Annotated in this window: 17 protein-coding genes; 3 read left to right on the forward strand and 14 right to left on the reverse strand. The window is 40.2% G+C overall.

Annotation, left to right across the window (positions count from 1 at the left end; all coding sequences use genetic code 11):
- Positions 1-199 precede the first annotated feature (199 nt).
- Positions 200-1141 (forward strand): DMT family transporter, encoded by a 942-nt coding sequence (locus PSF31_RS04740; RefSeq protein WP_004259656.1) that lies wholly within the window; start codon positions 200-202, stop codon positions 1139-1141.
- 74 nt (positions 1142-1215) lie between these two features.
- On the opposite strand, the gene PSF31_RS04745 is transcribed toward PSF31_RS04740, so the two are convergent.
- From PSF31_RS04745 to PSF31_RS04810, 14 genes are all read right to left on the reverse strand, one after another.
- Positions 1216-1749, reverse strand: coding sequence for a MarR family winged helix-turn-helix transcriptional regulator (locus tag PSF31_RS04745; RefSeq protein ID WP_004259653.1), 534 nt, complete (start codon positions 1747-1749; stop codon positions 1216-1218).
- A gap of 616 nt (positions 1750-2365) precedes the next feature.
- On the reverse strand, positions 2366-3232 hold the full coding sequence (locus PSF31_RS04750; protein ID WP_004259647.1) for an MrpH family fimbial adhesin: 867 nt from the start codon (positions 3230-3232) through the stop codon (positions 2366-2368).
- Positions 3233-3238: 6 nt separating this feature from the next.
- Entirely contained in the window at positions 3239-3769 is a 531-nt protein-coding gene (locus PSF31_RS04755; RefSeq protein WP_096865082.1) for a fimbrial protein, read from the reverse strand.
- 18 nt (positions 3770-3787) lie between these two features.
- Positions 3788-4300 carry a fimbrial protein gene (locus PSF31_RS04760; protein ID WP_096865081.1) on the reverse strand — a complete coding sequence of 171 codons (513 nt, stop codon included), beginning with the start codon at positions 4298-4300 and terminating at the stop codon, positions 3788-3790.
- A 2-nt stretch (positions 4301-4302) separates the two neighbouring features.
- Positions 4303-4800, reverse strand: a complete 498-nt coding sequence (locus tag PSF31_RS04765) for a fimbrial protein (protein ID WP_004907589.1) — start codon at positions 4798-4800, stop codon at positions 4303-4305.
- A 10-nt stretch (positions 4801-4810) separates the two neighbouring features.
- Positions 4811-5347, reverse strand: a complete 537-nt coding sequence (locus tag PSF31_RS04770) for a fimbrial protein (protein ID WP_232062934.1) — start codon at positions 5345-5347, stop codon at positions 4811-4813.
- A gap of 10 nt (positions 5348-5357) precedes the next feature.
- Positions 5358-5966 (reverse strand): fimbrial protein, encoded by a 609-nt coding sequence (locus PSF31_RS04775; protein WP_004907596.1) that lies wholly within the window; start codon positions 5964-5966, stop codon positions 5358-5360.
- 39 nt (positions 5967-6005) lie between these two features.
- Positions 6006-6794 carry a fimbria/pilus periplasmic chaperone gene (locus PSF31_RS04780; RefSeq protein WP_036958076.1) on the reverse strand — a complete coding sequence of 263 codons (789 nt, stop codon included), beginning with the start codon at positions 6792-6794 and terminating at the stop codon, positions 6006-6008.
- 58 nt (positions 6795-6852) lie between these two features.
- Positions 6853-9522, reverse strand: coding sequence for an outer membrane usher protein (locus PSF31_RS04785; protein WP_219144491.1), 2670 nt, complete (start codon positions 9520-9522; stop codon positions 6853-6855).
- A 92-nt stretch (positions 9523-9614) separates the two neighbouring features.
- Complete coding sequence (locus tag PSF31_RS04790; RefSeq protein ID WP_004259625.1) at positions 9615-10151, reverse strand: fimbrial protein; 537 nt, start codon at positions 10149-10151, stop codon at positions 9615-9617.
- A 67-nt stretch (positions 10152-10218) separates the two neighbouring features.
- Entirely contained in the window at positions 10219-10755 is a 537-nt protein-coding gene (locus tag PSF31_RS04795) for a fimbrial protein (protein WP_004259621.1), read from the reverse strand.
- Between the two features lie 169 nt (positions 10756-10924).
- Entirely contained in the window at positions 10925-11155 is a 231-nt protein-coding gene (locus tag PSF31_RS04800) for a helix-turn-helix domain-containing protein (RefSeq protein ID WP_110591112.1), read from the reverse strand.
- 10 nt (positions 11156-11165) lie between these two features.
- Entirely contained in the window at positions 11166-11480 is a 315-nt protein-coding gene (locus tag PSF31_RS04805) for a helix-turn-helix domain-containing protein (RefSeq protein ID WP_004259612.1), read from the reverse strand.
- Between the two features lie 419 nt (positions 11481-11899).
- A complete protein-coding gene (locus PSF31_RS04810) occupies positions 11900-12448 on the reverse strand; it encodes a tyrosine-type DNA invertase (RefSeq protein ID WP_014657972.1) in 549 nt (182 codons plus the stop codon).
- A gap of 442 nt (positions 12449-12890) precedes the next feature.
- Here PSF31_RS04810 and PSF31_RS04815 point away from each other — a divergent pair, with 442 nt between their 5' ends.
- Positions 12891-13562 (forward strand): heavy metal response regulator transcription factor, encoded by a 672-nt coding sequence (locus tag PSF31_RS04815; protein ID WP_004259607.1) that lies wholly within the window; start codon positions 12891-12893, stop codon positions 13560-13562.
- On the forward strand, positions 13559-14923 hold the full coding sequence (locus PSF31_RS04820) for a heavy metal sensor histidine kinase (protein WP_094962361.1): 1365 nt from the start codon (positions 13559-13561) through the stop codon (positions 14921-14923). The genes PSF31_RS04815 and PSF31_RS04820 overlap by 4 nt, the downstream gene beginning before the upstream one ends.
- The last annotated feature ends 37 nt before the right edge of the window (positions 14924-14960 follow it).

Here is a 14960-nt window from a genome sequence, read left to right on the forward strand (position 1 = left end):
CTTTATTGGAAGTATCTTCACAAGAAGATATATCAATATTAGTAATTCGCTTTTTAATATCAATCAAAAAACGTACTATAATTGATTTTTATCATGAACAATTACTTTTCTTTCACCTTGAATCTAATCCAACTTGTATCTTCTTATGAAGTATCTTAATGTGAAGATATATTTTTATTGAAATGGTGGTAAAAGTTCAATGACGATGAGAAAAGTATCTTTAGTTGGTATCACACTAGCGCTAAGTGCCGCTTTTTTATGGGGTACTGCGGGGACGGCTCAAAGCTTTGTACAGGGTGCAACAGCACCTTACTGGATTGGTGCATTTAGATTACTTGTTGCGTGTTTATTCTTCCATTTGTTGTTTTTTTATCGTGGTGCAAGCCGCCAATCACTAAAAATAAATGAGCGACAGCAAAGCGAAAATTCTTCGAATAGGTCAAGGAGATATTGGCGATATATTACTATCGCAGGTATTTGTATGGGATTATATAACTTAACGTTTTTTGCAGGTATAAAGGCGACAGGGATTGCCATTGGTACAGCAACAACTATTGGTAGCGCACCTATTTGGGCTGGCTTAATGCAGGCGATTCTTCTCAAGAAATCCCCATCTTTACTTTGGTGGCTTGGAACTTTTTGTGCGACGGCTGGAGGGACATGGATGGTTCTTTCTCAAAGTAGCAGTTGGCAAATCAATACGGGGGGCTTACTTATTTGTTTAAGTGCTGGCTTTTGCTATGCACTTTATACGTTGATGAGTAAGAAATTGGTTAGCATTGATTCTCCATTAACCATTACTAAGCATACATTCAGTATTGCTATATTTATCGCGGTTCCAATTGCTTGGATACTAGCGGGAACGCCAACTGTCAGTTGGGTGAGCATTGCAGTCATATTTTATCTTGGATTATTAACAACTGGAGTGGCTTATCTTTTATATACTCAAGCTTTGAAACATATTAGTGCTCCAACAGGAGTGGCATTGGGTTTAATTGAACCAATTGTGGCATTTTTCCTGGCGATCGTTGTTGCCCATGAAAATGTTAATATGTTTGCTATAGTAGGGCTATGTTTGATTTTGGCTGGGTTATGGTTAGTTTTAAAGTCTGAGGGACGGGTCAGTAAAAAACCTAACTAAAGTGATTAAGGCAAAATGAAGACAGCTCAATGTGAGCTGCACCCTGAGGTTTATTCCAACTTTGGGGTTTTTTATTAAGCCCCATTTTTTTCGTTGAGCTCAGATTTTTGTGATTGAATAAGTTTTTTCAGTAGCATTGCGAGTTGATCTTTATTTTCGTCATCTAATCCTTGAACTAATGATTTTTCAATCGCGACGTGAGTTTCCACAGCTTCAAGGGTTAGCTTTCGTCCCTCTGGTGTTATTTTTACAATCACACCACGTCTATCCGCAGGATCTGGAATTCTAACAATAAATTTCTTTTCTTCTAATCGATTAATTCGGTTAGATAACCCACCGGAGGAAATAAGGATTTTTTTTTGAAGTTCTTTTGGTGAAAGCTGACGATCAGGATTCCTAGCAAGTGCTGCTAGTACCTCAAACTCACCCACATTTAGATTATAACGAGCGAGATTGGCATCAATAAATTGAGAAATATAATGGCTCATGCGTACTATGCGGGCGATAATAGGTAAACCACTCAAGTCTAATGTAGGGACGGTTTCCAGCCACTCTTGTATTAGTGTATCAACAAAGTCTTTATCTGACATTTTTTTGATTTCTTTCATGACTAAAATCCAGTATTGAGCTTATTTGTATACTAAGTCTGAATCAACCTAACTCTTTATATTTTCAATATAAGTTTATCATGAAAAAGGAGCTTTTCACACACTTACCCCTATTCAGAGTATTGAGCTAATCGGAGTGTCAGTAGAAACTCAATTTTTACATTTGACTTAATATAAGATTTTTCGATTGCATGTTCTTTTTATAATTTAGCATTGGTAGCTATGTATTGTCACATTTGAATCGGTAATACATACCTATGATTGGCTTTTTATTACATTAGGGGGTACCGTCCGGTTCAGGCGAGTTTATATCGTTAGGACTTTTAATGCTAAACTCAAATTATATCATGTGGTTGCTGGTTTTTTCGCTAAATTTGCCAAATGGTTTAGCTTGCAGATATACCTTTGGTGAAGTGAGAGTGCCACATCGAGTACCAGCAATGCACTGGTTATTTACTTTGCGGTGCTAGTGGGTTTCAAGTTTTCTATCGAGTTAGAAATATTATTGAAATGAAAAGGTTACAGCTTATTAATATTCATAAAAGCAGCGTATTCTATTTAAAAATACGCTGCTAAACTACCAAGTTAGTGAATTGGGTTCGAAGGCTTTGATTAACTAATTAAATGCAATAATGACGACTGCATTTCCTGTGTAATATCCAGGCGTTACCGTTCCTGATGCATGCAATTCAGAAGTGAATGTAAATGAATTCGCCGCATTGTTTCCAGAAATATTCATGTTCGCGCCATTCCAGCCATTTTGATTATTAATTAATGGATTTGAATAAAAGTTAGAAGTCGAATTTAAATATACATAACGCTCACCCGTGGTTGAACGAGCAAATAAATTGATATTTGTCGCCTGTGTACAAGTGATATTGCCAGAAACTGAGTTTGTTTTACCATTTAAACTCGTGTTACTGAGCGCCCCGTGATTAACAAAAGAAGGCAAAGAAATACTACATGTTTGATTTGTAGGTGGAATTTTACCACAAACGCTACCTGGCCATTGGATTGCATTCCTAACTCCCGGGGTTGGTTTATGGTTAACATAGAATAATCCAATACAAGTCGCATTTGGGCTATCAATGACAAACGATGCACGATAAGGAATTCCTTTTGCACTACGAAAAGCCGCTGCGACTTCTTCCGCTGTTCGATACTGGTTAATTCGAATGCAGTTACCATAATCTAAGCAAGATCCACTCAACGATGGCGCACCAGATGCATACAGAACATCAGGGCCTACCCAGCACTCGGTTGATCCATAACAAGGGTTAGTAACACCACTTGCTTCACTCCAAGAAAGAATGTCCATCTCAACACGAGGCCAAGCTCCAGAGGTCATACTCACAGGCATTACATACGCAATCGCATTGGCAGGGCGAGAAGGAAATAGAGACGCTAATGCGATGATTAATAATAAAATACTCAAACGGCTTGTATTTAACATTCCGTATATTTTTGCTTTTTTCGCATACATAATGATTTACTCATAATCTAATTTGAACGTGGCACTCGCAGCCCATGAACCGAGCACAATTGATTTATTTTGCAATGCAACTGGCTCAGCTCTCACATACGCTTGAAATCGTAGGTCATTATTATTTCCGGTATACAACCCTTGGGTATAACTGCCACTATTAATTTTGATTGCTGTACCGGAAATACTTTCAATACCAACCGCCACACCTGTTGCTTGGCTTCCAGCATCTAACGCTAATAAACCAGGTAAAGCCAAACTTTCTGCGCCCATAAATGTGACTTTCACTTCATGGCCTAACGCTAAATCGCAATTGATTAAGCGAATGGTAAAAGGTTGGCTATTTGTTTGAGTATTCAGATACAGGTATTTATCCACGATCGTTCCGAAATCTAATTCAATCGATTCGTCGCCAGGATAAACGTCACAAGCATCTTCAATTAGCGTGCCATCAAATTCCACATTTGCAGAAAAAGCCGCAGTGGCACCCAAAAACCATAAGCTAAAGGCAAAGCTCATATTACGTTTAATATTCATAGTTATGACTGCCGCCTCCTATTCAAAAATAATGGTTAACGTGCCTGATGCAGTAAAATTATCCCCTACAAGTTCGCTTCCTGAACGCATGACAGGAACGGCTGAAAGGGATGGTAATGAAGCCGCATTAATCAAAAAGGCTTCATTCAATGGTTGAGGTTGGCCATTTTTTTGAATTTGAATTCCTAATTTGCCATTATTCAACGGTGTCACTGTTCTTAATGTCGCATTATCAAATCCACTTCCTGCAGGTGTTCCTCCGAATATCAAGCTGATATCCCACGGTTGTGTCATATCGCCAACACAATTTAATTGAAAAGGAATAGATTGCTTGAAGGCGGTACCGTTGATTTTTCGTACACCCACTTTACCGAATGAAACTTTTATTGGGTCGTCATGGCTTAATTGGCAAACAGGAGGAATAATTAACGTACCATCAAATGCCCAATTTGCTTGCGTTGAAGATATGGACATCACCATTATAAATCCTGCCATCCAATGCTTAATTTGATTGTTATTCCACATAATCATTCTCACTGATACTCAATTTTCAGTGTTGCCAGCGCTGTAAAAAATCCGCCATCGGTATTGGTAAAATTGGCATTACTGTTTTTTACTGGAGCAACCTCCAAGGTTGGCAGCGCTGTATATAACACATTGAAAGGCTGGTTAATAACTTGCTTAGCATTGTTCACATAAAAGGAAAGCCCGAGTTTTGGGTTACTCGTTTTTAATGCGCCATTGCTATTAAATGATGTTCCATCACCGACAAGCGTGAGCTTTATAGCGTTTTTCGCTAGATTTGTGCAGCTGAGTCTCATCGGTACAGTACGCTTGTATTGAACTCCATCAATACGCGGAAGCAATATATCGCCAAAATGTATAGTTTCTTGTTGGTTGTTATTCAAAATGCACTCGGGCGGTGTCACCAATAATCGACCTTTTAGCTGGATACCAAGTGTTGCTGCTTGGCTTTGGCTAAACAGGCTAAGCATCATGCAGACCGAGAGAAGATAACGGAATAATTTCATTGATATCATCCTATTGGTAATCCAATACCATCGTAAGATTGCCCGTAAAATCCCCACCTGATGTTAAGTTTGCTCCTGTAGGCTTAACGGGGACGGCATACAAAGCAGGCGAACTTCCATAATTAAAATTGAGTGTCGCACCATTACTAAGGCGGGTTCCATCACGGTAAATGGCAATACCTAAATTCGGGAGATTGGTTGTCACGGATGACTCACCATTAATTTGCCTATCAGTCCATTTCAGCGTCATCTTTAATGTATTCTTATATAAGCCATTACATATCAAGTTGTAATTAATAGGTGAGCGCCCATAAGCACCATCAATCTTTGCCTGATGTATATCGCCAAAATCTACCGAAGTCGTTGTTGCACCGCCAAGGGTACATTCCGGCTCACCGTATACTGTCACACGAATTTGGATATTAGTGCTGAGATTCGCAGCGATAGCTTTGTAAGAAAAGCTGAGTGAAATCAGAGCACCAAAGAGAATTACCCCAACTAGGACAATCGCTTTAAAGCATATCGTAAGAAAATAAGCTCCTCTCATCTCCATGCTCCTATTCATAACTTACCTGAAATCTAATTAACGCCTGATAAGCTCCAGCATTTAGTTGAGCGGAGGTACGTACCGGCGTTACATAGTAAGTTAATTGGTTTTGCCCAGGTGAAACCAATTGTGGTGTACTGTACTCACCTAAGTTAATTGGTGAACGCGCTGCATCACTTAATTGCAGGCCAATCCCCTGAACACCGATAACAGCTGCCAAGCGCGGGTCTTGAGTATCTATAGGAGCCAAAAAGCGGATCTTCATTGAAGGCATTTGTTGGCTCCACAAAAGATTCCCCTGTGCAGTACGGCTGCGGCTTTCACCACTTAGACAATCTTCTAAACGCAGTTCAATCGCAACAGGGTTACCTGTTTGCCCGACATGCTGAAGCTGTCCGGTTCCCACAGTACCTAAATTAATAGTTTGATATGCTGATGACATTGCTAAACGACAAGCACTTTCCGTCAAGGCCCCATGGACATATAGCGTGCCATGTGAACCATCTACATCCCAGCTATCAACTTTATTTAGAGCTGTTCCCATCGCCATGTTACTGAATAAATTCAGCGCTAAACTTCCTAAGCCCACATAACGGAGCATCCTGCTTGTGTTTGCCATGATATTCTCCTGCTATCTCATCGCGCATTTCAGATCAGTCTATTTTTTTTCAGGTACCACATGGCAGCTATTTCCCTGACATGTAAACGACAGTGTTGGGCGACCACCATAATCATTGATATAGGTCAGCACAGGTTTATTACCTAATGCGTCTGCACTGACGTTCAGTGCTTTGCTGCTTTTGGGGGCAACCATTACGGGCTCAAACCCTGCGACTGTCTGTCCATTTTTGTTGGGGACAGCATCGACAAAAGAAACGTAATAGGCAGTTGGGTTATTAATCGTATACTGGTTACCCTGACGCGTAAGAGTCACTTTTTCCTGCCATGGGTTATCCATTTGTTCACGTGTTGGAATGATTGATTTTGGTCGATAAAACAATTTAATACGTGTCTGTAATGCCAGTTGCAGCGTATTGGGTTTATCACTTTTCGGTGGAATCTCACGCAAATTAAAGTAATACACGGATTCTCTGTCTTGCGGCAGAGAAGCGGCACTTGGCAGAGCTTGGATTTTGATTTGGCTTTTTGCCCCCGGCTCAACACGCTGTACCGGTGGCAATACCGTAAATGGGTCGCTTATTTTTTCACCTTTCTCATTTTCCACCCAACCTTGAGCGAGATAAGGTAATTGTTTGTTTTCGTTGCTGATGTTTAAACTGATCGATTTTTCGTCTCCCGTAATAATCGCTCGAGTTCTGTCTAAGGCAACTGCCGCTTGAGCAGAAGATAGCGTTGTTGAAATCAACACAACACCAGCCAATGCGAATACTGCTTTATGGGCGTTTTTTTTGTTCATCAATTTGTTTTTCATCATGTTATTCATCATATTGTTATCTTCTATGGTTAAGGAGCACTCATCGCTCTTTGCGTACCACTCATTTTTATTATTTTTGTAACCAGCGGCTTGACTCCTTTGGCGCTGTTCTTTCAACAACAGGCACAACGAGTTCTGATGCTCTCGGCATTGCTTCTAATGCACGACTCGCTGATTGTGTTTTTATGGTCGCTGGCGATGCGGCTTTTGCTCTCGGTTTGTGGCACGGTAATAACCAGCTTGCCTGTAAATATTCATCTTCTGGCAAGGTATCAGGGAGTGTGATTTCACACTGCACTTGGTCATCCCAACGAACTTGCAAGGTATCTTTTGCGTTTAAACCAGTGAGATAGGTATTTCCATCATCACCCACCATACCGACTTGCTGACCACGACCATTTAAGACAATTGCCCCGAAAGGTGGTGTGCTATTGTCCGACAGCCTTAACAACGCCATCGCACTGTTTCCTGCGACAACATCAAATTGACGGTAGCCAATTGCTCCTTCCGTTAAGGTGCCTTGCTTTATAGATTGAGACACTTGCGCTTCATCTGGTAATGCATTCAAATCAACGCTAATTTGGTTACGGTAATAGCTATTCACGTCACTAATAACGGCTTGTCCAAAGCGGTTAGTGCGCACAATCGAGCCGTAACCACGTAATGGGATATTAGGTACTCCATCGGTATCAACAAATATGCGAGTACCACCAATTTGGCTACCACGATGCAGTACGGCACCTTTCTCCGTTGCGGTGAAACCACCTTGTAAAGAGAACCCCGCAGATCGATAACGGTCTTGTTGGTACGTTGCGTTCGCGTTGAGCTGTGCTAAGTCTCCCTGATGAGTGTAATAGCCGCTCACAAGTGCACCTGAACGTGCCCATCCGGTACTTAACTGATAGTTATTTCTTTCATCGATGGTGCTGTAGTAACTCACGCGCTGTGAGTTATCATTTTTATCCCAGCTACTGTTATAACTAATGGAACTTTTTTCACCCCAAGGCACTGTGAGTGACGCGTATACGCCATCATCATTGTTTTCACGATAACGATTTCGATATGCCGTCAAGTTGAGGCTAAGATTCTTCCATTTCCCAATATCAAAATAGCGAGCTAACGAAATACTATAGCGGTCGTTATCCGGTTGATCCCAATAGGTTTGATGGTAATAATTGATGAATGCACTTAGCCCTAACTCTGAAAATTGTTGGTTATAAGAGATGGTATACATTTCTTTGCTGTTGTATTGGCGTGCACCTGTTTCCTGCGCATCCAAATACTCAGACATACTCATAAAACCTTGCTCAGAGAATCGATATCCTGCAAATGTCACTTGGCTGTTATAAGTATCAAAACGTTTAGAGTAACTTAAACGATACGAGCTCCCGCGATACGTTTTATTGCCAATATCACCTAAGTTGGTTAAATGCGCCCGAGCATGAGTAATATCGAATGACAATGCGCCGAATACCATTAAGTCACGACCAATCCCTATAGCCGCGGATGCATAGTTTTCTGCACCAATTCCACCACCATACAGTGACCAGCCGTTGTTAACCCCCCAAGAGAATTCGCCACTTGCAAAGGTATCGCCACTAACATGATGGCGCCAATTTGTTGGGCGCCCTGCGGCTAATTTGTAACGCAGTTGCCCCGGGCGTGTTAAATACGGAACACTTGCAGTATTTACAGTGAAAGTCTGTGTTGAGCCGTCTTGTTCTTTAACTTCAACATCGATTTGCCCAGCTAATGCATCATTTAGGTCTTGGATACGGAATGGGCCCGCAGCGACTTGAGTTTGATAGATAATGCGTCCTTGTTGGCTCACGATGACGGTTGCATTACTTTTTGCTACCCCAGTAATTTCTGGTGCGTATCCACGTAGATTAGGTGGTAGCATATTGGTATCGGTAATCAGGCTAAGCCCTGTAAATCTGAAACTATCAAAAATATCAGAGGTTAAATAATCTTCACCTAAGGTGAGTTTTGCGCCTAAGGATTTGATTGCTCGGTAGACATAATAACGAGTCCAATCTAGTGATGTGGTCGTGCTTTGCCCTTGCTGCTTATCAATACGCATTTGCCAGTCAGCACGAACACGCCAAGCACCCAAGTTAACGCCAGCAACCCCATTACCGCTGGTACTGTAGTTGGTTTGTTGTCCTGAGCGGGTTTGTTGGCCCACTTGTGCATTTAAGTTGTAATCAAACAATGCGCCGGGTAATCCTTCTTCCCAGCGTGCAGGAGGATCCCAATTCTCAGCGGTATATTCGAGGTAGGCTTGCGGCAAACTAATATACATAGCCGAAGTTGCAAGGTCGGCTTTAACTTCAGTTCCGGGTAAACTTTCAAGCGATAAACATTGTCCTTCGTGCCACCACTTTAACGTCGACATCAATTCAGGTTTGATACCGAATTTTTCAACTAAAGCAGGGCTCAGGCAAGGGAGGCTTTCATTCGACTCACCTTCAGGTGCATAGTAAAAGACAGTTTCTTCCGGCATGCTTTGCTTGTTTAAGAAAACCGTAAAACTGTATTCACCAGGCATGAGATAGCCTGGACGCGCAAATTGGCTTAGATCAATGTTGTTACGATCATTGACGTCTAGCATATCCATATTAAATTTAATATCGGATGCGTGACCACCAAAGCTAATAGCCAACGCGACTAAAAGCCCTAATCTGCAAGGCCGAGTTATCTGTAACACAGGCGTGTGAATGAAATTCAGGGTCATCATCTCGACCTTCTTTTGCGTTCTTTTATCCGTAATGTCATTTCGCTCACGAAGCTCATCCTACAAAGGGGAGTTTCATTTATAAGAGGAACCGACTATTCATAATCCAGTTTGAAACGTAATTGACTGTAGTATTGGCCTGATGCCAATGGGCGGTTATTCGCCACCAACCGTAGCCGATAGGTGAGATCTTTTGTTCCAGCTGTTAGGGAGCTCACTGACATTCCTTGGCCAGGTATGGCAATTTCACCATCTCCCTCACGTTGAATTTGTAATCCAACACCTTGAGCTTGTCCGTTCACACCAAATAACCCCCTGTCATGGGAGCCATCGAATGTTACGCGAAAGTATTGCCAATTCGGTTTGTCAGGATTTTGGCGTTCAAGAACACAATTCACTAATCGGATAACAAAAGGGCGAGCAGGTCCTTGCCCATCACGGCGAATTTGAGTCAGCGCAATACTTCCCATATCAATAGTTTGATCACGGCTGCCGACATCAATTGCACATGCTGTTTCAATAATGCTTCCATTCATACTCACTGAGCCTTGAGCATATGCAGTTGATACCGCAGTCAACGTGCCTATACTTAAGATCAATGAAAACACTCCACTGGTTATCGAATTATTCATTGCTCCCTCTCTTACACCCAATTCAGTCGGAATGAGCCAACAAATTAATTTGTTGGCTCAAGATGAATTACTCGTAAGACAGAGTGAAATCCGCTACTGAGCTAAAGTCACCGGCAGTGATAGTGTCGATATCGCCACCATTACCTTTTAAGTAAGCAGCGAAATTCAGTGTGTTGTTACCATTTTGAATTTGTTGGAATGGTGCTGCTGTTCCTAAAGTCACCACATTGCCGCTACCATTAGTGATCTGAACACCAGCGCCTGCGCCAGTACCAACAATACCCAGTGTTTTATTGGTATTGTCGAAAGATGCAGCAGCACCACTAAAGGTTAATTGAACACCTTTAGTCAGTTTAGTGATATCACAGTTCTCTAAAGTGATTTCGAATGGACGTGGAGTTGATTTACCGCCATCAACTAATGCCATGTTAGAAATTTGACCTAATTCAACTGTTTGGTCGATTGAGCTAGGAGAGATTGAGCATGGAGCATCGATAATAGCGCCTTTGAATGTTACTTTACCGTGGCCTTGATCTGCTGCGTTTGCTGCAGAAGCTAATCCCAGAGCCATAAAAGTTGCCATTGCAATAGATTTCATTTTCATGAATATAAAGTCCTATGTTTATTGTTAAGTAAAGAATGAGTGTCAGTTTTCATTGCTCATTGCAGACACTCTATTTGCAATGAACTGGAAAAAAGCAAAGCACCAGTATTTGATTTAAAAAATCAAATACTAAAAATGAAATTGAATTGTTAATAATTAAAAAATATATTTAGTCTTCTATTAAAAAAACTTGAATTGGTACTTTAAATAACTCAGATAATTGAGATAAAAAATCAATGTTAATATGGTTAACTCCTGATTCATAACGGGAAATTTGCTGTTGGCTTACGCCAATATATCTCCCTAGTTCCTCAGCAGTTAATTTCATTTCTTTTCTGTGTTTTTTTATTTTTTTTCCTACAATAATATTAAATGTTGGTTTTATTATATTTTCTGACATAAGGTTAAACCTATTTCATAAATTGACTAGATCCAGAAAACCATCCTTCAGCTTTAAAATAACATTCCATATTATGGATATAATTTACTGAGTTATTTTGAAATCCAACACCATCTAATAAACAATTAATATCAATATCAAGCGAGTTCGCAATTTGCTTAATCTGCTCTAGGTGTAGTCGAATAACTCCGCGCTCAATACGTGAAACATGTTGCTGAGAGCATAAAAGTAAATCAGCTAACTCAGAGCCACTTAATCCTTTTGCTCGGCGGGCTTTATATATATTACCCCCGACAATTTCTTTAGGAGATAAGTTAGATTGCATAAAATCTTCCTCACGAAACTGAATGATTTACTAATTTAACTGTTGTCAAAATGCACCAAATTGACAATAGTTGTATGTTGTTAGTTAAATATTTCATTAATGAATGAATAATTTTAATTTTATATTTTATTTTTAAAATTATTAGTTAATTATTCCAAATAAAGCATTTCAGAATATTACAATGTGTAAGTTTGAAGTGGCATGGAGAGTTTGAATGTGTGAAAAAATTAATAAATTCAATGATCTTTTAATAATGGAATGTACTTATTTTTAGTAATGTATACATAGCGTTATTTACACGCTACGTATTTGACGTGTATTTTCATTTAACTTAAGATGCACCTAATTCATTACGTTTGTCAATTTGGTGCATTTTGACAACTCTTTTAGCGCCTTTATCTCACCATATAGCACCTTTCTTACCACACTCCCCGAAATCTTGCAGGGTTACTTGCTGTGTATCGTACGGTATGTTGTATATTCGTATGCCCCAAATAATCCTGAATTAAACGCGTATCGGCACCTCTATCCGCTAATGCATAACCACATGCATGTCGTAACATGTGGGGATGAATACCTAGGGTCAGCTCAGCTAGCTCGCCAAGTCGTGAAAAAAGTTGATAAAAGCGCTGGCGAGTCATGGCAGTCCCTCTTTCAGATAAGAATAACCACTGGCTTTCTTTCCCTTTCCATGTATTTCTAATTTTTAGCCAAGCTTTAATGAGTGGGATCTCTTCATCAATCAGTGGGTGATTAACTGAAAAACCATTCTTTAAACGGTGTACATAAAGTTCATTACTTTCTAAGTTAAGATCAGATAATTTTAGCGATAGGGCTTCGCTTGCCCTTAGACCATGTATAAAGCACATATAAATTAAGCAAGAATTACGTTCGGGATGTCGCGACAAATGACAAGCAGCTAAAAGTCGAGATATTTCCTGTTGAGTTAAATACTTACGAGTGGACATGAACGTTTCCCTATTTAGTCAAAAAAGGTCAATCATATCTAAATTAATCGACCTAACACATTAATTTTTTTAGATAAATATAATGCCTTTATTCTATGAGTGAAATAAAAAATTATTTATTATCCGACAAGTCGGTAATTGAAGACTAATTAACTAAAGTTTTATATTTGGTTAATCAATTTTTATTCTGTGTTATAAATGCGAGGGAAAAGGGATTATTTGCCTACGAAACAATACTTACTCGTCGATGAAAGCAGCTAATTTCCATTTTTCGTGCCGGCCCACTCACCATTCTACGAGTTGCTTTTAATGGCCCCATGTTGTTTTTTCCCGCTGTCTTTCTCCGAGTATTTTATGGTTAAATTCCTACCCGTTTCTTTAAAGGGAAAATTTCTTTAAGATGAAATGGAGTTAAGTCAAATAAAGTCACTATTAGGTTCCCATGAGAATACTATTAATTGAAGATCACCTAAAAACCCAAGTGTGGGTCAAAAATGGGTTAGAAGAAGCGGGTTTTCTCGTTGATGTGACTAATGATGGTCGCGATGGTCTCTATTTTGCCTTAGAAAACAGTTATCAATTGGTGATCCTCGATATCATGCTGCCTGGTATGAATGGCTGGGAAATTTTAAAAATCTTACGCACAGCTAAAAACATACCGGTGATTTGCCTCACTGCGCGGGATGCCGTTGATGACAGAATTAAAGGTTTAGAGCTTGGTGCCAATGACTATCTCGTGAAGCCGTTTTCGTTTTCTGAATTATTAGCTAGGGTTAAAAACCAATTAAAAATTAACCAGCCAGCCTCAACCACCATAACTATTGCGGATTTAAAAATCGACTTAACTCGCCACGATGTTGAGCGGGCTGGAAAGAAAATCACCTTAACTCGGCAAGAGTTTTCCTTATTGCTGTTCTTCGTTCTACATTGCGATGAAATTTTACCTAGAACCTTAATTGCTAGCGAAGTTTGGGGCATCGATTTTGAAAGTGACACGAATATTATTGATGTGGCTATCCGTCGATTGAGAAAAAAAATCGATGATGAATTTGACGTTAAACTCATCGAAACCATTCGAGGGATGGGATACCGTTTAAATAGGCCAATAGAATGAAAAAGAAATCACTTCGATTCAAACTTATTTCTCTGTTTATCATTCTTATGGTTACTAATGCTGGAGTGGTGACATGGATTTTGTATCATTCACTCAAAAATGAACTATCTCAACAAGATAATAATTTACTGGTTAACCGTGCGGAGCAGCTTGCCAAACTCATCGCTGGTGGCATTGATATCAAAACACTTCCCATGTATTTCCAAAGCATGATGGACATGCGCCAAGACTTGATCCAAATCTCTGATGCAGCAGGGCAAATATTGGTCACAACCAATCGCGAGTTATTGGGCTCCCAACCTCTTCAGTTAGTCAATCTTGAGCAGCTAAATATCAATGCCATTAACCATTGGCAAACTGCTCAAGGCATCCCTATTTCTGCGGTCTATTTTTCGATGAATTCTCCAATAGGGCCGCTCCATGTGGTACTTGGTAAAGTTTCTGTCGACCGTAGTGGCGTGTTGGCTCAATATCTCACCCAAAGCGTGGTGATTTCTGTCCTCTCAATTTTGCTGATGGGGCTACTTAGCTTATGGCTGTTGAAAAAAGGGTTATCCGACATTCAAGCATTGAGCCAGATAACGGTCAAAACAGACGTTCATGCATTAAATGATCCAATCGATATTGATCAGCTACCACAAGAGCTAAAAGAGCTGGGCGAATCAATGAATACGATGCGCCAGCGGTTAAAGCATGATTTTGTCAAACTTACTCAATTTGCTGATGACTTGGCGCATGAGTTGAGAACCCCAATTAATGCGATTCGGGTACAAAATGAAATTACACTTCAGCGCTCGCGCAGTGTTAGCGAATATGAAGGGATGATAGTCAGTAATATTGAAGAGCTCGATAAACTGTCACAAATGATCCAAAGTACTTTGTTTATTGCCCGTGCGGAAAATAAAAATATTACCTTAAATCGAGAAAAACTTTCTTTATATACGTTAGTTAACGATGTTTACGAACTCTTTTCTGCCTATGCAGAAGAAAAACAGATTGAGCTGTATTGTGAGCCCTCATCCCTGACTCTGGATGCTGACCCAGTATTACTCAGCCGAGTTTTAGTGAATATTGTCTCCAACGCGATTAAATATTCTCACCCAGGCACTTGCGTCGTTACCCAAATTATTGCGCTGCCGCAACAGCGAGAAATTAAAATTACTAACCAAGGTGAACCTCTACAAAATAGTGATGAAATTTTCACCCGTTTTTGGCGCGGGGATAATGCTCGAACGACAGAGGGAACAGGACTCGGGTTAGCGATTGTGAAAGCGATAGTCGAATTACATGGCGGATCAGCGAGTTTTGAACACCATGCAGGAACCAGTACCATTACCCTGAAATTTCCTACAATTAAGTAAGATGACAAATTTGTCATCTTACTGTCAGCCACTTTTG

It is taken from the genome of Providencia sp. PROV156, from assembly GCF_028480905.1.
GTDB classification, from domain to species: Bacteria; Pseudomonadota; Gammaproteobacteria; order Enterobacterales; family Enterobacteriaceae; genus Providencia; species Providencia hangzhouensis.